We start from the raw sequence: 20,963 nt of genomic DNA, 5'->3' as shown, positions 1-20,963 counted from the left end.
CTCAGGTGCGCTGCGCATTGGCCAGCGACACCTGGGTGTTCAAGGTCCAGAAATCGTAGAGCACGCCGAGCAGGAACAGCCCACCGGTGCACAGGTACAGCAGACCGGTCAGCCATTTGCCCAGGTAAAAACGGTGCACGCCAAAGGCGCCGAGAAACGTCAGCAGTATCCAGGCGACGCTGTAATCGGTGGCGCCCGCGTTAAAACGCAGGTCGGCCTCGCGATCCATGGCCGGGATCAGGAACAGGTCGATCAGCCAGCCGATGCCCAGCAGACCCAGGGTGAAGAACCACAGGGTGCCGGTCAACGGCTTGCCGTAGTAGAACCGGTGCGCGCCCAGAAAACCCAATATCCACAGCAGATAACCCATGACCTTGCTGTGTGTGTTGTGTACCGCCTGCATAAACTCTCCCCCTAAAATGATTGCCAGCGGCGACTGTAGCAGCTCGCCGCCAGAAAATGGCCTCAGGTGCTTGTGGGGCGGATCGATTACGCCAATACTGTATGCATGACCAGTATCTGGATCGACCATGCAGCTGATTGAGAAACTGACGGTGCTCGCCGACGCCGCCAAATATGACGTGTCCTGCGCCAGCAGCGGCGCACCGAAGCGCAACTCACGGGGCAAAAGCGGATTGGGCGCGACCAGCGGCATGGGCATCTGCCACAGTTTTACTCCCGATGGCCGCTGTATCGCACTGCTCAAGGTGCTGCTGACCAATTTCTGCCTGTACGACTGTCAATATTGCGTCAACCGCCGTTCCAGCGACGTGCCCCGTGCCCGCTTCACGCCGCAGGAAGTGGTTGAGTTGACCCTGGATTTTTACCGCCGCAATTGCATCAGCGGGCTGTTCCTGAGCTCCGGCATCATCCGCTCGGCGGACTACACCATGGAGCAACTGGTACACGTGGCTCGCTCGCTGCGCGAAGAGCATGAATTTCGCGGCTATATCCACCTCAAGACCATTCCGGACGCGGCGCCGGAGCTGATCACCCAAGCCGGACGTTATGCCGACCGTCTTTCGGTCAATATCGAGCTGCCCACGGAGAGCGGCCTGCAGCGCCTGGCGCCGGAAAAGAAAATCGCCACGATCAAACAGGCCATGGGCGTGATCCGCCTGGGCGAGGACGAGGCGCAGGCGGAAAAGCGTGCACCCCGCTTCGCACCAGCCGGGCAAAGCACGCAAATGATAGTCGGCGCCGATGCCACCGACGACCGCACCATTCTGCATACCGCCCAGACCCTCTATGGCGCCTATCGGCTGCGCCGGGTGTACTACTCGGCGTTCAGCCCGATACCCGGCAGCCCTGCCAGCGTCCCATTTGCCCCGCCCCCCCTGCTGCGCGAGCATCGCCTCTACCAGGCGGATTTCCTGCTGCGCGGCTACGGTTTCAGCGCCAACGAACTGCTGGCGACACCAGGCAACCTGGCCTTGGACATCGACCCCAAGCTGGCCTGGGCCCTGGCCAATCGGGCGCTGTTTCCGGTGGACCTCAATCGCGCCGAGCCGCAGATGATCGCCCGGATACCGGGCATCGGCATGCTCAGCGCCTCCCGCCTGGTGGCGCTGCGTCGGCAACAGCGGATCCGCTACGCCGATGTGGTGCGTTTGCGCTGCGCCATGGAAAAAGCCAGACCCTTTATCGTGACCCAGGACTATCGACCGCTGCAGGCTCAGACGGAATCGCCAGTTCTGCGCTTGCAGCTTCGAGACGCCCCTGCACAACTGGCGCTGTGGTGATATGCACCAGCAGCATTTCAATGGCAGCTTCGCCGGTTGGCGCCAGGCAGCGCGCCTGCTGTTGAGCCAGGGCATCGCTCCACACCGGATAAACTGGCGAACCGACAGTGATACCCCCGGCCTGTTCGACACCCTCGACAGCGATCATGAACACCTGCCCGCGGTGCGCCTGCGCATTCCCAAGGAACTGCCAGAGCTGCTGGAACGTGCGGCCTGCTTTCGCAGCGATGACCGCTGGGCACTGCTGTACCGCATTCTCTGGCGCGTCGCCCGTGGCGAGCGCTCGGCGATGCTGGCTGGCGATCCCGACGGCAGCCTGCTGCACCAACGGCTGAAAGCCGTTCGCCGCGAAGCCCACCACCTGCACGCGTTTCTGCGCTTCCGCGCCCGTGACCCGCTGCTGGGCCCACCGGCCTTCGTTGCCTGGCATGAACCCGCCCACGACATACTGGAAGACTCGGCGGGTCACTTCGCCGATCGCATGGGCCAAGCGTCCTGGTTGATCGCCACACCCGAGGCCGCGGCGCTTTGGGACGGCGAAGCACTGCGCATCCTGCGCCCCTGCCCAGCCGAACTGGCTGAGCTGGCGCGTAGCCAAGTGGATCCCGGCGAAGCGCTTTGGCTGGCTTATTATGGAAGCACCTTCAACCCCGCCCGACTGAATCCTCGCGTAATGCAAAGCCATATGCCCGTGCGCTTCTGGAAGGGGTTGCCGGAAGGGCCGCTGATTCCCCACCTGATGAGCCAGGCCCGAGCCGGCGGCCAGCGCGATGGCCAAGCCAATGCCCTGCTGCTGCGGCCGGGGCATGCGGTACGCATCGCCCCCCACCAGGCACAACCGCAGCGCGCCGCGGCAGGTGAGCTCGACCAGTGCCGCCGCTGCCCGCTATGGCAAGACGCAACCCGTGCCGTGCCCGGAGAGGGCCCGCAGCATGCACGGATTTTTCTCCTGGCTGGCGAGCCGGATGAGCATGCGGACCTGAGCGGGCAAATGTTTTCCGGACCTGCCGGACAGTGGCTGGAGCTCGCCCTTGCCGCCGCCGGCCTGGCACGCGCCGAGCTGTATCTGAGCCTGGCGGTCAAGCACTTCACCGGCAGCCGGGCCTTTGGCCAGGCCCCGCACCCGGCCTCCCCGGCCTCCGCCACCCAGCGCGCCGCCTGCAGCCACTGGCTGGCACAGGAACTGGAGCAAGTCAGGCCCAGGGTCGTGGTCGCGCTGGGGGACAGCGCCCAGTGCGCGCTCAGTGAACTGCCAAGACCACCTGCGGCAGATCGGCTACTGCCAGGACCGGACATCGCTGGGCTCGCCTACCTCGACGTCGAGGCGCGAATCGCATTGCTGGAGCAGCTGGCACAGGTCCTACGGGAAGCCTGGACGCTGAGCGAAACCCCACTCTGCAGCCAGGCATAAAAAACCAGGCCGATCGGCCTGGCTGCTTCGATCAGATCAACGGAAACGCCGGCCCGGATCTTCCTCGCTGACTTCCAGTGACAGCCCCTTGGACAGGCTGTTGAGGTGGTCACCATCGGTCTCCGACCCCAACTTGATCAACAGGCGCAGGTCGTTCGCCGAGTCGGCATAGGCAATCGCGTCCTCGTAGGTGATCTCGCCGTTGGTATAAAGACTGTAGAGCGCCTGATCGAAAGTCTGCATGCCCAATTCGGTGGAGCGCTTCATCAAAGCCTTGAGTTCATGCACCTCGCCCTTGCGAATCAGGTCGGCCGCCAGGGGGGTATTGATCAGCACTTCGATCACCGCACGCCGACCTTTGCCATCGGGGGTGGGAATCAGCTGCTGGGCAACGATGGCCTTGAGGTTCAACGACAGGTCCATCCACACCTGATTTTGCCGATCGGGCGGGAAAAAGTTGATGATCCGATCCAGCGCCTGGTTGGCGTTGTTGGCGTGCAGGGTCGCCAGGCACAGGTGACCGGTCTCGGCGAACGCCACCGCGTGGTCCATGGTCTCGCGGGTACGCACCTCGCCGATCAGGATTACATCCGGCGCCTGACGCAGGGTATTTTTCAGCGCAACTTCGAAGGACTCGGTATCGATGCCCACCTCACGCTGGGTCACGATGCAGGCCTGGTGTTGGTGGATATATTCGATCGGGTCTTCGATGGAAATGATATGACCACTGGCGTTCTTGTTACGGTAGCCGATCATGGCCGCCAACGACGTCGACTTGCCAGTCCCGGTGGCGCCGACGAACAGCACCAGACCGCGCTTGGTCATCGCCAGTTTTTTCAACACCTCCGGCAACTTGAGGTCATCGAGCGTCGGAATGTTGGTTTCGATGCGTCGCAGTACCATCCCGGCGAGGTTACGCTGGTAGAAGGCACTGACGCGGAAACGGCCGACGCCTCGGGCACTGATCGCGAAGTTGCATTCGTGATTCTCGGCAAAATCCCGACGCTGCTGCTCGTTCATCACCGAGTGCACGGTTTCCCGGGTCTGCTCGGGCGACATGGGCGTTTTGGTGACGGGCATGATTTTGCCGTTGACCTTCATCGACGGCGGTACGCCGGCGGTGATGAACAAGTCGGAGCCACCTTTTTCGACCATCAGGCGCAGCAGCTTTTCGAATTCCATAGGGGGTTCTCGCTAGCAGAAAAACTGCCGCACAGGTCTGCAGGATTTTCGCAGCGCCTGCGGGCGCAAAGCGCACTCCGGGGAGTGCGCATCAGTGATCAGAAGTTTTCCGGGGTTTTCGATTTTTCGCGGGCATTCTCGCGGGTGATCAAACCCTTGGCCACCAACCCTTTCAGGCAAGAGTCCAGCGTCTGCATGCCCAACGCACCGCCGGTCTGGATGGCCGAGTACATTTGCGCCACCTTGTCCTCGCGAATCAGGTTTCGAATCGCCGGCGTACCGATCATGATTTCGTGGGCCGCGACCCGGCCGCCGCCGACTTTCTTGATCAGGGTTTGCGAGATAACCGACTGCAGGGACTCGGACAGCATTGAACGAACCATGGACTTTTCCTCGGCCGGGAACACGTCGACCACCCGGTCGATGGTCTTGGCGGCGGAGGTGGTGTGCAAGGTACCAAAAACCAGGTGCCCCGTTTCCGCGGCGGTCAACGCCAGGCGGATGGTTTCCAAGTCCCGCATCTCACCCACCAGGATGATGTCCGGGTCTTCCCGCAGGGCCGAGCGCAGTGCTTCGGAGAAGCCGTGGGTGTCCCGGTGCACTTCACGTTGGTTGACCAGGCATTTCTTCGACTCGTGAACGAATTCGATCGGGTCTTCGATGGTCAGGATATGGTGGTATTTATTGCTGTTCAGGTAATCGAGCATGGCCGCCAAGGTGGTGGACTTGCCCGAACCCGTGGGCCCCGTGACCAGGACCAGTCCGCGCGGCACGTCGGTGATCTTCTTGAACACCTCGCCCATACCGAGGTCTTCCATGCTCAGCACTTTCGAGGGAATGGTCCGAAACACTGCACCGGCACCGCGGTTCTGGTTGAACGCGTTGACCCGGAAGCGCGCGACCCCCGGCACCTCGAACGAAAAGTCGGTCTCGAGGAACTCCTCGAAGTCCTTGCGCTGCTTGTCGTTCATGATGTCGTAGATCAGCGCATGCACCTGCTTGTGATCCAACGCCGGCAGATTGATCCGCCGCACATCACCGTCGACTCGAATCATCGGTGGCAGACCAGCAGAGAGATGCAGGTCCGAAGCGCCTTGCTTAGCGCTGAACGCAAGCAGCTCGGTGATATCCATGGGACTCCCTAATGACAAACAAGCAGGTAGAATGCCGCAGACCCTAGGCGGCTGGCGCAAGTAATGTCCACGATAGCAGAGAATATTGCAAAGGTCGGAGTGCGCATCCGTGAGGCGGCGCAAGCCTCGGGACGTGATTGTGCCTCCATTGGCCTGTTGGCGGTGAGCAAAACCAAACCGGCAACGGCGATTCGCGCCGCCTTCGAGGCCGGGCTACGCGATTTTGGCGAGAACTACCTGCAGGAAGCATTGGACAAGCAGCTCGAGCTACGCGAGTTGCCCCTGGTTTGGCATTTTATCGGTCCCATCCAGTCGAACAAGACCCGGTCGATCGCGGAGCACTTCCACTGGGTGCATTCCGTGGATCGCCTGAAAGTCGCCCAGCGCCTCAACGAGCAGCGCCCGGCGCACTTGCCGGCCCTGAATATCTGCCTCCAGGTCAATGTCAGCGGCGAGGCCAGCAAAGCCGGCTGTACACCCGACGCGCTGGCGGAGCTGGCAGCCGCCATCGGCAACTTGCCACGCTTGCACCTTCGCGGCCTGATGGCGATCCCCGAGCCGACTGACGATCCACTGGTGCAACGCGCCACGTTTGAGCGAGTCCGTGAGCTACAACAAGGCCTTGGCCTGAACCTCGACACCCTGTCCATGGGCATGAGCCAGGACCTGGAAGCCGCGATCGCCGCTGGCGCCACCTGGGTGCGCATCGGCTCCGCCTTGTTCGGCGCCCGGGACTACACCTCCTCGCCTTGATTAAGGAAACATTAATATGAGCGATACCCGCATCAGCTTTATCGGCGCCGGCAATATGGCCGCCAGCCTGATCGGCGGACTGCGCAGCCAGGGTTTTGCGGCCAACGCCCTGCGGGCCAGCGACCCGGGCAGCGAGCAGAGGGCGCGGATCAGCGCCGAATACGGCATCGAGGTGTTTGCCGAAAACGCCCAAGCCGTCGAGGCCGCAGACTTGGTCGTGCTGTCGATCAAGCCCCAGGCCATGAAAAGCGTTTGCCTGGCGCTGGCAGCGCATCTGCAGCCTGGGCAACTGGTGGTCTCCATTGCTGCCGGCATCACCATCGACAGCCTGCAGCGCTGGCTCGCCGAGGGTGCCAGTGGCCCCCGCGCCATTGTCCGCTGCATGCCCAATACCCCGGCCCTGGTAGGCGTGGGTGCCAGCGGCTTGTACGCCAACGAGCAGGTCTCGGACGAGCAACGCCAGCAGGCCGAGCAGCTACTGAGGGCGGTGGGGCTGGCCCTGTGGCTGGAGAACGAGCAACAACTGGATGCGGTGACTGCTGTCTCCGGCAGCGGACCGGCCTATTTTTTTCTGCTGATCGAAGCGATGACCGCCGCAGGGGAGCACTTGGGCCTGTCCCGTGAAGTCGCCGCGCAACTGACCCTGCAAACCGCCCTGGGCGCCGCGCAGATGGCCAGCCGCAGCGACGTCGACGCCTCGGAGCTGCGTCGCCGGGTCACCTCCCCGGGCGGCACGACCGAGGCGGCGATCAACGCGCTCCAACAGGCTGACTTCCAGTCCCTGGTCGCCCAGGCACTGGAGGCCGCGGCCCGCCGCTCGGCACAACTGGCCGTGCAACTCGGCGAATAATCAAGGAGCACTACATGATCGGGCTGAATATCGCCGCCATTTATGTCCTGCAGATCCTCGGCAGCCTCTACCTGCTGATCGTCCTGCTGCGTTTTATCCTGCAACTGGTACGTGCCGACTTCTACAACCCGCTGTGCCAGATGATCGTCAAGGCCACCCAGCCGTTGCTCAAACCGCTGCGGCGCGTTATCCCCAGCGTCGCTGGACTGGACACCGCCTCCCTGGTGCTGGCCATTTTGGTGCAATTGGTGCTGATGACCCTGATCCTGCTATTGGCCTATGGCGCACTGGCCAATCCGCTGCAGTTGCTGATCTGGTCGCTGATTGGTGTGGCCGCACTGTTCGCCAAGGTGTTCTTCTTCGCCTTGATCGTCAGCGTGATCCTTTCCTGGGTCGCCCAGGGCAGCCGCAGTCCGGCAGTGGAGCTGGTCAACCAGCTCTGCGAGCCGGTGCTGCGGCCAATACGGCGCCTGCTGCCGGACCTCGGTGGTTTGGACATTTCGCCCATCTTCGCCCTGCTGGCGCTGAAACTGTTCGACATGCTGGTGATCCAGAACTTGATGATCCTGACCCAGATGCCCGAAGTGCTGCGGCTGCTGATTTAAATGCCGTTTTACCACTGGGATGGGCCTGACCTGATCCTCGATTGCCTCCTGCAACCCAAGGCCAGCGACGATGCGTTCGCCGGCCTGCAGGGCGAGCGGCTGAAGATCCGCCTGACCTCGCCACCGGTGGACGGCAAAGCCAATGCGCACCTGCTGGTGTTTCTGGCCAAGGCTTTTGGCGTGGCCAAAAGCCGGATCAGCCTGGAAAGTGGCGAGCTCAATCGCCACAAGCGACTGCGTATTCGCCAGCCCACGCGTCTGCCGGCAATACTGGAGCTGACCGCTCAGCCACTGTGACCGACCATAAGGCGGGATCTTGGCGCACTCAATTGACGCAAACACCCGGGCCAGGATAATGCTAGCAATCGGACATGACGCCCCAGACTCCGCTCGGTGCGGCTTTGACGTGCTTTTTTACCCCCAGCGGGCATTGCCCAGAGGAACGCTCGGATGAGCATGGAACGTCTCAGTCAACAGGTCACCGCCTACGTGGCCTGGAAGCGCGAGCTGATGCGCCAGATCACCCGCTACCGCAGCTGGCTGGTAAACAACCGCCTCAATACCGACGCGGTGGAGGCCAAGCTCGAGCGAGCCCTGCGCCTGCTGCGCACCGACCATATCACCCTGGCGTTTATTGGCGAGTATTCACGCGGCAAAACCGAACTGATCAACAGCCTGTTCTTTTCCGAGTATGGCCAGCGCATGTTGCCGTCCCATGCCGGACGCACCACCATGTGCCCCACCGAGCTGTTTTTCGATCCCCGCTCGGAACGCTCCTATATTCGCCTGTTGCCGATCGAAACCCGTATGGCCGAGGCCAGCGTGGCGCAGTTCAAGCGCATCCCGCGGCACTGGGTCAACATCCCGCTGGACATCAGCGACCCGAGCAACATGGTCCAGGCCTTTACCCAGGTCGCCAAAACCAAACCCATGCCGGTCGAACAGGCGATCCAGCTGGGCTTCCACCCGGACATGCTGGAAAGCGCTGGCAAACCCGGCCTGGTGCTGGTGCCTGCCTGGCGCCATGCCATTGTCAACTTCGATCACCCCCTGCTGCGCCAGGGCCTGCGCATTCTTGACACGCCAGGCCTGAATGCCCTGGGCAGCGAACCCGAACTGACCCTGTCGATGCTGCCCAGTGCCCAGGCGATCATCTTCCTGCTGGCCGCCGACACCGGCGTGACGGCCAGCGACATGGCGGTCTGGCAACAGCATATCCGCCAGCTCGACGAAGACACCCAAACCAGCCTGTTCGCCGTATTGAACAAGGTGGATGTGCTGTGGGATGACCTGGCCGGCGAAACCTTCGTGCAGAACGCTATCCAGCAGATGCAGAACGCCACGGCCAAGCAGCTGGGTATCGCCCGCGAAGACGTGCTGCCGCTGTCAGCCAAGCAGGCCTTGCTGGCCAAGGTCCGCAAAGACCCGGCGCTGCTGCACCGCAGCCAGCTGGCGACCCTGGAAAACCTGCTGTGTGAGCGAATCGTCGCGCAGAAGGAGCGCCTGCTCGAGGAGCGCGTGGTCAACCAGGTGCTGGCACTGTTGCAGAACAGCCAGCATGTGTTGAGCTTGCGCCTGAGCAAGGTACGGGTGCAGCAGGCACTGCTGTCCAGCCACCAGCATGACAATGGCCAGATGCTCTTCGAGTTGACCGCCAAGACCAAGGACGACCATAGCCAGCACCACAGGCGTCTGCTCGGTCTGAAAACCAATCAGCGCCTGCTGAAGCGCCAAGGCGAACTGCTGCGGGGTGCCGTGCGCCCTGAGCGCCTCGAGGAGCACCTGCAACAGGTCCGTACCAATCTGACCGGTAGTTGGACCACCCTGGGCATCAATCAGGCAATTCTGCAGTTCTTCAATGGCGTGGGGGACGATTTGCATTCCCTGGAGCTGGAGGCGGGGATGGCCAACAAGATGGTGGCCGCCATTTACCGTCGGCACAACGAAGAAAACCCGCTGCACGGCGTCGATGCGCCGCAGTTCAATATCAAGCGTTATCTGCGTGAGCTGAATCAGCAGCGCGCCAAGGCCGATCAGTTCCGCCTGCAGTTCAAGACCCTGCTGACCGAACAACGGGCCCTGACCCGGCGCTTTTTCGCCACCTTGGTGCAGGAAGTCATAGGCCTGCACTTGCGCCTGCGCCAGGAAGCCAATCAATGGGCAAACGACGCCCTGATGCCCCTGATGCAGCACACGTTGGAGCACAAGCAGCTGCTGGAGACCCATATGCTGCGGCTCAAGACCCTGGCCCAGGACACTCAGCTGGCGCGTCAGCGTGGCCAGCAACTGGCGCACTACACCACCGACCTCGAGCAGCAGCTGGCCCAGGCCAACGACATGCTGCGGGCGCTGCGCCGACCGGCGCCGATCCAGCGCCAGGGCAAGGTGGTCAACCTGCCTGGCGCCGCGTGGCCCCACAGCATCGCTGAGTAACTGCTCGGTCGCGCCAGACGCTGCTTTGACACGAGACCCGTCATGAGCCGCGGCGCCGGGTCGCTCCGCATCAGCGCCGGGTAAGACCGTATTGCCGCAGAACCGCTCCCAGGCCGGCGCGCTTGCTGCCTGCGGCCGCGCTCTTTAGACTGGCGCCTCCTTACAGCGCGAGCAGGGTCGATGCCCACTGACTTCCCCGAAGACTCCGTCGGCCTGGTCACACCGCAACAGGCACAGTTCGCCGAACCGCTGGCCCTGGCATGCGGACGCAGCCTGACCGACTACCAACTGGTCTACGAGACCTATGGCCAACTCAATGCGACGCGCAGCAATGCCGTGCTGATTTGCCATGCCCTCTCCGGTCATCACCATGCCGCCGGCTACCACAGCAGCAGCGACAGCAAGCCGGGCTGGTGGGACAGCTGTATCGGTCCAGGCAAAGCCATCGACACCCGACGCTTTTTCGTCGTCAGCCTGAATAACCTGGGCGGCTGCAACGGCTCGACCGGCCCCGCCAGCCTCAACCCGGCCAGCGGCAAGCCCTATGGCGCGGACTTCCCGGTACTGACCGTGGAAGACTGGGTGCACAGCCAGGCGCGCCTGGCCGACCGGCTCGGCATCGAGCAATGGGCCGCGGTGGTCGGCGGCAGTCTGGGTGGCATGCAGGCCCTGCAATGGAGCATCAGCTACCCCTCGCGCATCCGCCATTGCCTGGCCATCGCCTCGGCGCCCAAACTCTCGGCGCAAAACATCGCTTTCAACGAAGTGGCGCGCCAGGCCATCCTGTCGGACCCGCAGTTTAACGGCGGACATTTCCTCGAGCAGGGGGTAATCCCCAAACGCGGCCTGATGCTGGCGCGCATGGTCGGTCACATCACCTATGTGTCCGATGACGCCATGGGCGCGAAATTCGGGCGAGGCCTGAAAAGCGAAAAGCTCAACTACGACTTCCACAGCGTGGAGTTTCAGGTGGAGAGCTACCTGCGTTACCAGGGCGAGGAGTTCTCCGGGCGCTTTGACGCCAACACCTACCTGCTGATGACCAAGGCACTGGATTATTTCGACCCGGCGGGAGTTCACGACGGCGACCTGGCGAAAACCCTGGCCGGGGTTCAGGCGGATTTCTGCGTGATTTCCTTTACCACCGACTGGCGTTTCTCACCGGCTCGCTCGAGGGAGATCGTCGATGCGCTGATGGCCGCGCGCAAGAACGTCTGCTACCTGGAGGTCGATGCGCCCCAGGGCCATGACGCCTTTCTCTTGCCGATTCCTCGCTATCTGCAAGCTTTCAGCGGTTACATGAACCGCATCGTCCTTTAAGGAACTCCCATGCGCGCCGACCTCGAGATCATCCAGGACTGGATTCCCGCTGGCAGCCGGGTACTCGACCTGGGCTGCGGCGATGGCGAGCTACTCACCTGGCTGCGCGAACACAAGCAGGTCAGCGGCTATGGCCTGGAAATCGACCCGGACAACATCGCCCAATGCGTGGCCAAGGGCATCAATGTCATCGAGCAGAACCTGGACAAGGGGCTCGGCAATTTCGCCAGCAACAGCTTCGACGTGGTGGTCATGACGCAGGCCTTGCAGGCCGTGCAGTACCCGGACCGAATTCTCGAGGAGATGCTGCGGGTCGGTCGCCAGTGCATCGTCACCTTCCCCAATTTCGGCCACTGGCGCTGCCGTTGGTACCTGGCCAGCAAGGGTCGCATGCCGGTCTCCGAGTTCCTGCCCTACACCTGGTACAACACGCCGAACATTCACTTCTGCACCTTTCAGGACTTCGAGGCGCTGTGCCGTGAGCGTCAGGTCAGGGTGCTCGACCGCCTGGCGGTCGACCACCAGCACCATCACAGCTGGGCCAGCCGACTCTGGCCTAATCTCTTGGGTGAAATCGGCATCTACCGCGTCAGCGGTCCTGGCGTGCAGGACCTGCAAATCGCCGTCTAACGCCGACCGAGTCGGCCATTCGAGGAGCCCCATCATGCGTCGTCTTGTCCTGTTGATAGTTACCCTGTGCCTGGCCCTGCCGGCTGCGGCCGAACGCAAGCAGACCTTTGGCGACCTGGACGTGCATTACAGCGCGTTCAATTCCGCTTTCCTGCAGCCGGACATCGCCGCGGCGACCGGCCTGGTGCGCAGCAAGCAACAAGGCGTGCTGAATGTCGCCGTGCTGCAAGCCGGCCACGCCGTTCCCGCGCAGGTCAGCGGCGAGGTGAAAAACCTGCTGGGCCAGAGCAAGGCGCTGACCTTCAAGATGATCAAGGAGGACCAGGCGGTCTATTACCTGTCCCAGTTTCCCTTCGAGCAGCAGGAAGTGCTGCGTTTCAACGTACAGCTGCAGGTCGGCAACCAACCGGCACACAGCTTTGACTTCACCCAGGAATTCTTTCCCGAACCATGACCGTTTTCAGCGAACTGGTGCTGGCCAGCCACAACCCCGGCAAACTCAAGGAACTCCAGGCCCTGCTCGGCGATGCCGTGCGCATCCGCTCGGTCGGCGAGTTCAGCGCTGTGGAACCGGAAGAAACCGGCCTGTCGTTTATCGAAAATGCCATTTTAAAGGCGCGCAACGCGGCGCGGCTGTCCGGCCTGCCGGCCCTGGCCGACGACTCGGGGCTGGCGGTGGATGCCCTGGGCGGCGCTCCTGGCATCTACTCGGCACGTTATGCCGATGGACAGGGCGATGCCGCCAACAACGCCAAATTACTGCAGGCGCTGCAGGGTGTGCCGGACGCTCAGCGCGGTGCCCAGTTCGTCTGCGCCCTGGCACTGGTGCGGCATGCCGACGACCCGCTGCCGATCCTCTGCGAGGGCCTTTGGCAGGGACGCATCTTGCACCAGGCCCAGGGCGCCCAGGGTTTTGGCTACGATCCGCTGTTCTGGGTTCCTGAGCGCAACTGCTCCAGCGCCGAATTGGCCCCGGCGCAGAAGAACCTGTTGAGCCACCGGGCCCGCGCCATGCAGCTGCTGCGTCAACGCCTGGGCCTGGCATGACCGAGCCGGCGCTGATCTTTCCCGCCACTCGCGGGACAGGAACAGGGTTTGAGCTGCCACCCCTGGCGCTCTACATCCATATTCCCTGGTGCATTCGCAAGTGCCCCTACTGTGATTTCAATTCCCATACCGCGGCCGCCGTGCTGCCCGAAGACGCCTATGTCGACGCCTTGCTGGCGGACCTTGACCAGGATCTCGGCCATGTCCACGGCCGCCACCTGAGCTCGATTTTCTTTGGCGGCGGCACGCCCAGCCTGTTTTCCGCCCAGGCGCTGGGTCGCCTCTTGCAGGGAGTGGAGCAGCGCATCGCTTTTAGCGCGGACATCGAGATTACCCTCGAGGCCAACCCGGGCACTTTCGAGCAGGCCAAGTTCGCCGCGTACCGTCGTCTGGGCATCAACCGCCTGTCGATAGGGGTGCAGAGTTTCCAGGCGAGCAAGCTGATCGCGCTCGGACGCGTGCACAACGGCGACGAAGCCATACGCGCCGCCGATATGGCGCGACGGGCCGGCTTCGACAACTTCAACCTGGACCTGATGCATGGCTTGCCCGAGCAGTCGCTGGACGATGCACTGGCCGACCTGTGCCAGGCCATCGACCTGCAACCGACGCACCTCTCCTGGTATCAGCTGACCATGGAGCCCAATACGGTGTTCTGGAACCAGCCGCCACAGCTGCCCGAGGACGACCTGCTGTGGGACATCCAGGAAGCCGGCCAGCAGCTGCTGGCCGCACAGGGGTATGCCCAGTATGAAGTCTCGGCCTACGCGCGGCCGGGTCGTCAGGCGCGGCACAACCTGAACTACTGGAGCTTCGGCGATTTTATCGGCATAGGCGCTGGTGCCCACGCCAAGCTCAGCGACCCCCAGGGCCGCAGCCGGCGCACCTGGAAGACACGCCTACCCAAGGACTACCTGGACCCAGAAAAGCACTTCCTGGCCGGCGAGCGCCTGCTCGAGCCCGCCGAGCTGCCCTTCGAGTTCCTGATGAACGTGTTGCGCCTGAGCGACGGGGTGGCGGCCGAGCTGTTCGTTCAACGCACCGGCCTCGCCCTCGACGATCTGAGCGCGGCCCGCCGTGAGGCCGAGGCGCGTGGCCTGTTGTGCGCAGACCCGGCGCGCCTGGTTGCCACCCGCGAGGGTCAACTGTTTCTCAATGACCTGCTGCAGCACTTTCTGCCCTGAGCCAAGGACCCCCATGGACCTGCTTCTCGACCTGATCGCCACCTTGTCGCGCTGGAGCCGCAGCCATTTGTCAGACATCGCCCTGGCGATCATGGCCACTTTGTTGGTGCTGTTCGGGCCGGGGATCAATGCCTGGTTGCAGCAACGGGTGGGCGGCCTGAATTTTCTGCTGCGCACCCTGCTGTTCGTGCTGCTTTGTGTCCTCGGCTACGGCTTGGCCATGATCTTTCTCACTCCCTTGCTGGCCAAGGGGCTGGGCTATTTCAACAATTACACCCTGGCGCCGGTGTTGCTGCTGGTGCTGTTCCTGATCGGCGTCCTGGCTGATCGCAACTGACACGGCACCGGTCACTCGACAATCAGTGCATAAAAAACCGCCCCGTAGGGCGGTTTTTTTCAACCAGGGCAATCCAGCCGCTTAGTTGCCTTCGCGACGCAAGGCCTGGGCCGTGAAATCGGTCGGGCTGAGCTGCACATTGAAATTGTACGGGGGTTCGTTATTGTCCAGACCGTCGACGAAATAGCGCTCGCCGGCGAAGTCGTAGTAGGTCTCCAGGGTGCTGCTGAACATCGGCACGTCGTAGTAGTTGATCGGATGAGCCTCCTGCAAGCCACTCAACTCGCCATCCTTATCGTAGAGATCGACCGCCAGGATCTGCCAGCTGTCCTCATCCAGGTAGAAGCGCCGTTTCTCGTGGTGGGTAAACCCCTTGCGCAGGCTGGCCTCGACCACCCAGACCCGGTGCAGTTCGTAACGCAGCAACTCCGGGTTGATAAAGTGCTTGTTGACGATCTTCTCGTAGGGGATGCCTTTCTGGTGCACGGCGTAGCTGTTGTACGGCACCAGCATCTCCTGCTTGCCGACCAGCTTCCAGTCGTACCAGTCCGGAGCGCCGTTGTAACCATCGGTCATGTCCGAGGTGACCATGCCGTTGGTGTCCGGCTGCACCGCGTTGTGTGCCAGCTGCGGCAGCCGACGGACGCGCCGTTCGCCCTTGTTGAAGCGCCAGGCCTTGCGGATCGCCAGCACCTGGTCGAGGGTTTCCTGCACCACCAGCGCCGAACCGGCCAGCTTGGAAGGGGCCACCACCTTGTATTTGTAAAAGAACAGCGTGTTGTTCAACGCATCCGGGGTCATGCCATCACGGCCATAGACGAAGTACACCTCACGCTCCAACTTGAGCAGCGTGTAACTGCCGTTGGCAAGTACCGCCGCCTGGTTGGTCACGGCCTGCGCCTGATCGCCACGGTAACGCATGACGTGGTTCCAAATCGCTTCCTGGCCCGTCTGAGGTAGCGGGAACGGAATACCCGCGGCAGCACCCTCCACACCGTTACCACCGGAAATCAACGAGGCGTTCTGGGCATTCTGCCGGGTGGCATCGTAGATCCGCTGCGGCATCGAGGCACTGCGACGGGTGGGAAACACCCGCAGGTAGAAGTCGGGGTGTTTCTCCAGCAGGGCCTTCAGGCCCGCTGGCAGCAACGCCTGGTACTGCGCCAGGTTTTTGCTGTTGACCTGATACTGCGGCACATCCTTGGCATAGGGGTCCAAATGATGGCGACCCGGCTCATAACCCGCAGGTGGCGAGAGCACACCGCCGCTCCAGGCGGGAATGGTACCCGCGGCGTTGCCTGCCCGCTCACCACCCAGGGGGGTGAGATCTTTTTCGAGGCGGGACGCTTGCGCCGGCTCAACCTTGGCTTGTGCCTGCAAGGCAACAGCCGCGACCAGTACAAATGCAAACTTTCTCAACACGACATTCTCCTCGCGGCGCCGTGGGGCTGCGCCGCTGTTTTTGTTCTTACAGCCAGTGTAGGCCGAGCTTTAGCAATGCTGCAGGATGAGGTGAGGAAGCCGTCCTGGCGCCGGGTGGTCCCGGTCTGATGGGTGTTCGGTGACCGCACAGCGGTCGAGTTAAGCCTGTAACTGCAGATCAGTCGACGCGTTGGAACTTAAGGTCCCAGACGCCATGGCCGAGGCGTTCGCCGCGGCGCTCGAACTTGGTGGTCGGGCGTTCCGTCGGACGCGGCACATAGGGGCCATCGACCGCCAGACTATGATAGCCCGGAGCCACCGTCATGACCTCAACCATATGTTCCGCGTATGCCTGCCAATCGGTGGCCATGTGGAAAACCCCACCGATCTTCAGTTTTTCCCTCACCAGCTGGGCGAAGGCCGGCTGCACCAGGCGACGTTTATGGTGACGCGCCTTGTGCCAGGGATCCGGGAAGAACAACAGCAGGCGGTCCAGACTGGCGGCGCCGAGGCAGGACCGCAGCACCTCCATGGCATCGCAGGGATAGACCCGCACATTGCTCAGGTTCTGGGTCAAGAGGCCGTTGAGCAACGCCCCGACGCCCGGACGGTGGACTTCCACACCGATAAAATCCTGCTCGGGGGCGGCGGCGGCCATTTCCAGCAACGACTGGCCCATGCCGAAACCGATTTCCAGGGTGCGCGGCGCGCTGCGACCGAAGATCGCATCGAAATCCACGGCACCCGCTTCCAGGGTCAGGCCGAATCGGGGCAGGCCTTGATCCAGCCCCCGCTGCTGGCCGTCGGTCATTCGCCCGGCGCGCATCACGAAACTCTTGATTTCGCGGTGATGGCTTTTATCTTCGGCGGCGGCCGCAGGCTCATTCGATTCGATCATGGACAGACTCTTGTTCAAGGGAAAATGCAGCGATCGCCGGCGTTAACGGATCAAGCCGTCCAGGGGCGACGAGGCGCTGGCATACAGCTTCTTCGGCATACGCCCGGCCAGGTAGGCCAAGCGGCCGGCAATTATCGCGTATTTCATCGCCTCGGCCATCATCACCGGCTGCTGCGCGTGGGCAATGGCGCTGTTCATCAACACGGCCTCACAGCCCAGTTCCATGGCGATGGTGGCATCGGAGGCGGTGCCGACCCCGGCATCGACCAGCACCGGTACCCGGGCTTCTTCAAGAATGATGCGCAGGTTGTAGGGGTTGCAGATGCCCAGCCCGGTGCCGATCAACCCGGCCAGCGGCATGACCGCGATGCAGCCCATCTCGGCCAGTTGCCGGGCGATGATCGGGTCGTCGCTGGTGTACACCATCACGTCGAAACCGTCCTTGACCAGCACTTCGGCGGCCTTGAGCGTTTCGATCACATTGGGGAACAGGGTCTTCTGATCCGCCAGCACCTCGAGCTTGACCAGGCGATGGCCATCCAGCAGCTCGCGCGCCAGCCGGCAGGTGCGCACCGCTTCCTCTGCGTCATAACAGCCGGCCGTGTTCGGCAGTATGGTGTAACGCGTCGGGTCGATCACATCGAGCAAATTGGGCTCGTCGGGATTCTGTCCGATATTGGTTCGACGGACCGCCACGGTGACGATTTCCGCCCCAGAGGCCTCGATGGCCAGCCGGGTTTGCTCCAGGTCCTGGTACTTGCCCGTGCCAACCAGCAGGCGCGACTGGTAGGTACGGCCGGCCAGGGTAAAGGGCTTGTCGCTGCGAATGGGGCTCATCGAAATCTCCTGTTTTGCGGATTAACCGCCACCAATGGCGTGCACGACTTCGACCTGGTCACCCGGGTTGAGCAAGGTATCGGCGTGCTGGCTGCGGGGCACTATCTCGAGATTGAGCTCAACCGCCACGCGGCGGCCCGCCAGCTCGAGGCCGGCCAGCAGCTGGGCGACCGTCTGGCCTGTCGGCACCTCGAAAGGTTCACCGTTCAACTGGATCTGCATGACGGGACGGTCACAACTGGGGAGGGGCCGGCATTCTAGCCCGTTCCCTGACGATGACCAAGGCACTGGCGCGCCATTCGTCTCACAGTTGACGCCAAAGTCAGGTTGTGCGGTCGGTCACAGGCGCAACCTCAACCCTGCAGGCGCCACGCCGCCACGCCCAGGCAGGCCCACCCGGCCAGAAACGCCAGGCCGCCAAAGGGCGTGATGATGCCCAGAGGTTTGATTCCAGTGACGCTCAGCAAGTACAGGCTGCCGCAGAACAGCAGGATGCCCAGGCTGAACAGCCCCCCGGCCAGGCTCAACCAGCGCCCCCCGAGCGGGCTCGCCAGCAGCCCCACGGCCAGTAGCGCCAAGGCATGCACCAGCTGGTAATGCACGCCGGTCTGGAACACCGCCAGGTACTCGGCGCTCAAGCGGCTTTTGAGGCCATGGGCGGCAAACGCGCCCAACGCCACCCCGGTAAAACCAAAAAATGCCGCCAGCAGGATAAACAGGCGAACCATAGGGGTTGCTCACGGGTAATTAAGCCGAGCCCATCATGCCGTGACAAGGCGCGGCTGGCCACCCTGCAGGAGCGACAACCGCGGATGACGGAAAGCGACCCGTCGCAGGTCGGCCCCAGGCATTTCGCGGCGCCCTGGCTGCAGTAGGCTGGGCCTTCCCTCATCTGCCAGGAATGACCATGAACGCGCCCATTACCGTCCTGCGGGACACACTGCCGACACCGGTGCTCGATGCCTGCAAGTGGAAACGCATTGCCGGCGAACCCCACACCGTCAACCTCAACGCCTACACCAGCGAAGACGGCAAGAAGATCATGGGCACCTGGATCTGCACGCCGGGCACCTGGGAGGTCAGCTACGACCGCTGGGAATACTGCCACTTCCAGGAAGGCTACTGCATCATCACCCCCGAGGGGCAGGCGCCGATCCACCTCAGGGCGGGTGATATCTTTATCGTCGAGGCCGGCATGCGCGGCACCTGGCAAGTGGTCGAGACGGTACGCAAGTACTTTGTTTTCGCCTGAATCCCTCGCGCGACGCGGCGGCATCCCAGCCTCCGAGCGACCACGCGCCCGGGATCAAGGCGGCGCCACAACCATGGGGGCGAGGCTATAACCGACCGCGCGCAACGGCGGCCTGGTTATAATGCCGAATCCGTTCGCCAGCCCAGGCCTCCTCATGCTGCGTACCCTGCTTCGACGCCTGTTCAAAACGCTGCTCTGGTTCGCGGCCGGCAGCGCCCTGCTGGTGCTGGTCCTGCGCTGGCTGCCCTTGCCCGGCAGCGCCTTGATGGTCGAGCGCAAGGTGGCTTCCTGGATTGATGGCACGCCCCTCGAACTGCATCACCAGTGGCGCCCCTGGGAGGAGCTGCCGGACGATCTGAAAATCGCCGTGATCGCCGCCGAAGACCAGAAATTCGCCGAACACTGGGGTTTTGACCTGGACGCAATTCAGGCCGCCCTGGCGCACAACGACCGCGGCGGCTCCTTGCGCGGCGCCAGCACCCTGAGCCAACAGGTGGCAAAAAACCTGTTTCTCTGGTCCGACCGTAGCTGGCTGCGCAAGGGACTGGAGACCTGGTTCACTGCCCTGATCGAACTGCTATGGCCGAAACAGCGGATTCTCGAGGTCTACCTGAACAGCGTCGAATGGGCCGATGGCGTGTTCGGCGCGGAAGCGGCAGCGCGTTATCACTTCCGTAAAGGCGCACCCTACCTGTCCAGCCAGCAGGCCAGCGCACTCGCCGCGGTGCTGCCCAACCCCCGCGAGTGGAGCGCCAGCCGGCCGAGTCGCTACGTCAGTCGCCGCGCGGGATGGATTCGCCAGCAGATGCGCCAGCTCGGTGGCAGTCATTACCTGTACCAGCTCAAGCCCCCGCGGCCGGACTGGTGGCCGACCTGGATGCCGATCTAGGCGCGGCAGGCCTTGTGCCCGGCGCAACAGGCCGGCCTAGAAAAAAGGCAAAAAAAACCGCACCTGGCGGGTGCGGTCTTGGTCGAGGAGGTCAGACTCAGGCGGCGATCGAGCCCTTGAGTTTGTTCATCGCATTTTTCTCCAACTGGCGAATCCGCTCGGCCGACACCTGGTACTTGGCGGCCAGCTCATGCAAGGTGGCCTTTTCCTCGGCCAACCAGCGCTGCTGCAGGATATCGCGGCTGCGCTCATCGAGCCCGGCCAGGGCCTCGTGCAGATGGGCCGTGGAGCTGTCGCTCCAGTCGGTGTCCTCCAACTGACGGGCGGGATCGTAACGGTGATCCTCCAGGTAGTTGGACGGCGACTGGAACGCGCTGTCGTCGTCCGCCTCAGCGGCTGGATCGAAGGCCATATCGTGGCCGGTCAGGCGGCTCTCCATCTCGCGCACTTCACGCGGCTCGACGCCCAGGCTGTCGGCAACCGCCTGCACTTCGTCGTTGTTGAGCCAGGCCAGACGCTTTTTTTGGCTGCGCAGGTTGAAGAACAACTTACGCTGTGCCTTGGTCGTCGCCACCTTGACGATGCGCCAGTTGCGCAGGATGAACTCATGGATTTCCGCCTTGATCCAGTGCACGGCAAAGGACACCAGGCGCACGCCCATTTCGGGGTTGAAGCGCTTGACCGCTTTCATCAGGCCGACATTGCCTTCCTGGATCAGGTCGGCCTGGGCCAGGCCATAACCGGAATAGCTGCGCGCGATGTGCACCACGAAACGCAGGTGGGCCAGTACCATTTGACGGGCGGCCTCGAGGTCCTGCTGGTAAAACAGGCTGGCGCCCAGCTCACGCTCCTGTTCAGGGGTCAGCAGCGGAATGCTGTTGACCGCATGCACGTAGGCTTCCAGGTTGGCGCCGGGAACCAGGGCATGTACAGGTTGCAAAGATGTGCTCATGCGAATCCTCCGACTCACGAATTGGCAGCAGTTTAGCATTGCCTCGTGGGACAGGGAACCAAGCGAAATAGTTCCCTTGTCAATAC

The 20,963-nt window shown here is 62.9% G+C and carries 24 protein-coding genes; 15 read left to right on the top strand and 9 right to left on the bottom strand.

What is annotated here, in order from left to right; all coding sequences use genetic code 11:
* Window position 1: 1 nt before the first annotated feature.
* A complete protein-coding gene (locus ABWY06_RS20605; protein ID WP_353927452.1) occupies window positions 2–403 on the bottom strand; it encodes an NINE protein in 402 nt (133 codons plus the stop codon).
* A 127-nt stretch (window positions 404–530) separates the two neighbouring features.
* Here ABWY06_RS20605 and ABWY06_RS20600 point away from each other — a divergent pair, with 127 nt between their 5' ends.
* Together ABWY06_RS20600 and ABWY06_RS20595 are read left to right on the top strand one after the other, a co-directional pair.
* Window positions 531–1,742 carry a putative DNA modification/repair radical SAM protein gene (locus tag ABWY06_RS20600; RefSeq protein ID WP_353927451.1) on the top strand — a complete coding sequence of 404 codons (1,212 nt, stop codon included), beginning with the start codon at window positions 531–533 and terminating at the stop codon, window positions 1,740–1,742.
* A gap of 1 nt (window position 1,743) precedes the next feature.
* Window positions 1,744–3,153, top strand: a complete 1,410-nt coding sequence (locus tag ABWY06_RS20595) for a TIGR03915 family putative DNA repair protein (protein ID WP_353927450.1) — start codon at window positions 1,744–1,746, stop codon at window positions 3,151–3,153.
* 36 nt (window positions 3,154–3,189) lie between these two features.
* Here the strand turns inward: ABWY06_RS20595 and ABWY06_RS20590 are convergent, their stop codons facing one another.
* Window positions 3,190–4,335: a PilT/PilU family type 4a pilus ATPase gene (locus tag ABWY06_RS20590; protein WP_353927449.1), complete on the bottom strand. Its 1,146-nt coding sequence runs from the start codon at window positions 4,333–4,335 to the stop codon at window positions 3,190–3,192.
* A gap of 98 nt (window positions 4,336–4,433) precedes the next feature.
* On the bottom strand, window positions 4,434–5,468 hold the full coding sequence (pilT, locus tag ABWY06_RS20585) for a type IV pilus twitching motility protein PilT (protein WP_353927448.1): 1,035 nt from the start codon (window positions 5,466–5,468) through the stop codon (window positions 4,434–4,436).
* Between the two features lie 63 nt (window positions 5,469–5,531).
* Here pilT and ABWY06_RS20580 point away from each other — a divergent pair, with 63 nt between their 5' ends.
* The 11 genes from ABWY06_RS20580 (at window position 5,532) to ABWY06_RS20530 (ending at window position 14,627) form a co-directional block, all read left to right on the top strand.
* On the top strand, window positions 5,532–6,221 hold the full coding sequence (locus tag ABWY06_RS20580; protein ID WP_353927447.1) for a YggS family pyridoxal phosphate-dependent enzyme: 690 nt from the start codon (window positions 5,532–5,534) through the stop codon (window positions 6,219–6,221).
* Between the two features lie 16 nt (window positions 6,222–6,237).
* Window positions 6,238–7,071 carry a pyrroline-5-carboxylate reductase gene (proC, locus tag ABWY06_RS20575; RefSeq protein ID WP_353927446.1) on the top strand — a complete coding sequence of 278 codons (834 nt, stop codon included), beginning with the start codon at window positions 6,238–6,240 and terminating at the stop codon, window positions 7,069–7,071.
* Window positions 7,072–7,085: 14 nt separating this feature from the next.
* Entirely contained in the window at window positions 7,086–7,676 is a 591-nt protein-coding gene (locus tag ABWY06_RS20570) for a YggT family protein (protein ID WP_353927445.1), read from the top strand.
* A complete protein-coding gene (locus tag ABWY06_RS20565) occupies window positions 7,677–7,973 on the top strand; it encodes a DUF167 family protein (RefSeq protein ID WP_353927444.1) in 297 nt (98 codons plus the stop codon). It abuts the gene before it with no gap.
* A 153-nt stretch (window positions 7,974–8,126) separates the two neighbouring features.
* Entirely contained in the window at window positions 8,127–10,109 is a 1,983-nt protein-coding gene (locus ABWY06_RS20560) for a dynamin family protein (protein ID WP_353927443.1), read from the top strand.
* Between the two features lie 180 nt (window positions 10,110–10,289).
* Window positions 10,290–11,429, top strand: coding sequence for a homoserine O-succinyltransferase MetX (metX, locus tag ABWY06_RS20555; RefSeq protein ID WP_353927442.1), 1,140 nt, complete (start codon window positions 10,290–10,292; stop codon window positions 11,427–11,429).
* A 9-nt stretch (window positions 11,430–11,438) separates the two neighbouring features.
* Window positions 11,439–12,059: a methionine biosynthesis protein MetW gene (gene metW, locus ABWY06_RS20550; protein ID WP_353927441.1), complete on the top strand. Its 621-nt coding sequence runs from the start codon at window positions 11,439–11,441 to the stop codon at window positions 12,057–12,059.
* 34 nt (window positions 12,060–12,093) lie between these two features.
* A complete protein-coding gene (locus tag ABWY06_RS20545; protein ID WP_353927440.1) occupies window positions 12,094–12,513 on the top strand; it encodes a DUF4426 domain-containing protein in 420 nt (139 codons plus the stop codon).
* Complete coding sequence (gene rdgB / locus ABWY06_RS20540; protein ID WP_353927439.1) at window positions 12,510–13,106, top strand: RdgB/HAM1 family non-canonical purine NTP pyrophosphatase; 597 nt, start codon at window positions 12,510–12,512, stop codon at window positions 13,104–13,106. The genes ABWY06_RS20545 and rdgB overlap by 4 nt, the downstream gene beginning before the upstream one ends.
* The gene (hemW, locus tag ABWY06_RS20535) at window positions 13,103–14,290 is read left to right on the top strand and encodes a radical SAM family heme chaperone HemW (RefSeq protein ID WP_353927438.1); all 1,188 of its coding nucleotides are present in this window, start codon (window positions 13,103–13,105) and stop codon (window positions 14,288–14,290) included. Before rdgB ends, hemW begins: the two co-directional genes overlap by 4 nt.
* 13 nt (window positions 14,291–14,303) lie before the next feature.
* A complete protein-coding gene (locus ABWY06_RS20530) occupies window positions 14,304–14,627 on the top strand; it encodes a DUF3392 domain-containing protein (RefSeq protein ID WP_353927437.1) in 324 nt (107 codons plus the stop codon).
* Window positions 14,628–14,708: 81 nt separating this feature from the next.
* On the opposite strand, the gene ABWY06_RS20525 is transcribed toward ABWY06_RS20530, so the two are convergent.
* The 5 genes from ABWY06_RS20525 to ABWY06_RS20505 form a co-directional block, all read right to left on the bottom strand.
* A complete protein-coding gene (locus ABWY06_RS20525; protein WP_353927436.1) occupies window positions 14,709–16,049 on the bottom strand; it encodes a DUF1329 domain-containing protein in 1,341 nt (446 codons plus the stop codon).
* A 178-nt stretch (window positions 16,050–16,227) separates the two neighbouring features.
* The gene (gene trmB / locus ABWY06_RS20520; protein ID WP_353927435.1) at window positions 16,228–16,947 is read right to left on the bottom strand and encodes a tRNA (guanosine(46)-N7)-methyltransferase TrmB; all 720 of its coding nucleotides are present in this window, start codon (window positions 16,945–16,947) and stop codon (window positions 16,228–16,230) included.
* Between the two features lie 42 nt (window positions 16,948–16,989).
* Complete coding sequence (locus ABWY06_RS20515) at window positions 16,990–17,784, bottom strand: thiazole synthase (RefSeq protein WP_353927434.1); 795 nt, start codon at window positions 17,782–17,784, stop codon at window positions 16,990–16,992.
* A 21-nt stretch (window positions 17,785–17,805) separates the two neighbouring features.
* Complete coding sequence (gene thiS / locus ABWY06_RS20510) at window positions 17,806–18,006, bottom strand: sulfur carrier protein ThiS (RefSeq protein ID WP_353927433.1); 201 nt, start codon at window positions 18,004–18,006, stop codon at window positions 17,806–17,808.
* Window positions 18,007–18,137: 131 nt separating this feature from the next.
* Window positions 18,138–18,512 (bottom strand): DUF423 domain-containing protein, encoded by a 375-nt coding sequence (locus ABWY06_RS20505; protein ID WP_353927432.1) that lies wholly within the window; start codon window positions 18,510–18,512, stop codon window positions 18,138–18,140.
* A gap of 179 nt (window positions 18,513–18,691) precedes the next feature.
* Here ABWY06_RS20505 and ABWY06_RS20500 point away from each other — a divergent pair, with 179 nt between their 5' ends.
* Window positions 18,692–19,036: a cupin domain-containing protein gene (locus ABWY06_RS20500; RefSeq protein ID WP_353927431.1), complete on the top strand. Its 345-nt coding sequence runs from the start codon at window positions 18,692–18,694 to the stop codon at window positions 19,034–19,036.
* Window positions 19,037–19,190: 154 nt separating this feature from the next.
* A complete protein-coding gene (mtgA, locus tag ABWY06_RS20495; RefSeq protein WP_353927430.1) occupies window positions 19,191–19,925 on the top strand; it encodes a monofunctional biosynthetic peptidoglycan transglycosylase in 735 nt (244 codons plus the stop codon).
* Window positions 19,926–20,022: 97 nt separating this feature from the next.
* Here mtgA and rpoH read toward each other — a convergent pair whose 3' ends face one another.
* Window positions 20,023–20,877 (bottom strand): RNA polymerase sigma factor RpoH, encoded by an 855-nt coding sequence (gene rpoH / locus ABWY06_RS20490; protein WP_353927429.1) that lies wholly within the window; start codon window positions 20,875–20,877, stop codon window positions 20,023–20,025.
* Window positions 20,878–20,963: the final 86 nt, after the last annotated feature.

Source organism: Pseudomonas sp., from assembly GCF_040514055.1.
GTDB lineage: Bacteria > Pseudomonadota > Gammaproteobacteria > Pseudomonadales > Pseudomonadaceae > Aquipseudomonas.
This window is presented reverse-complemented; position numbering and strand designations above follow the sequence as displayed.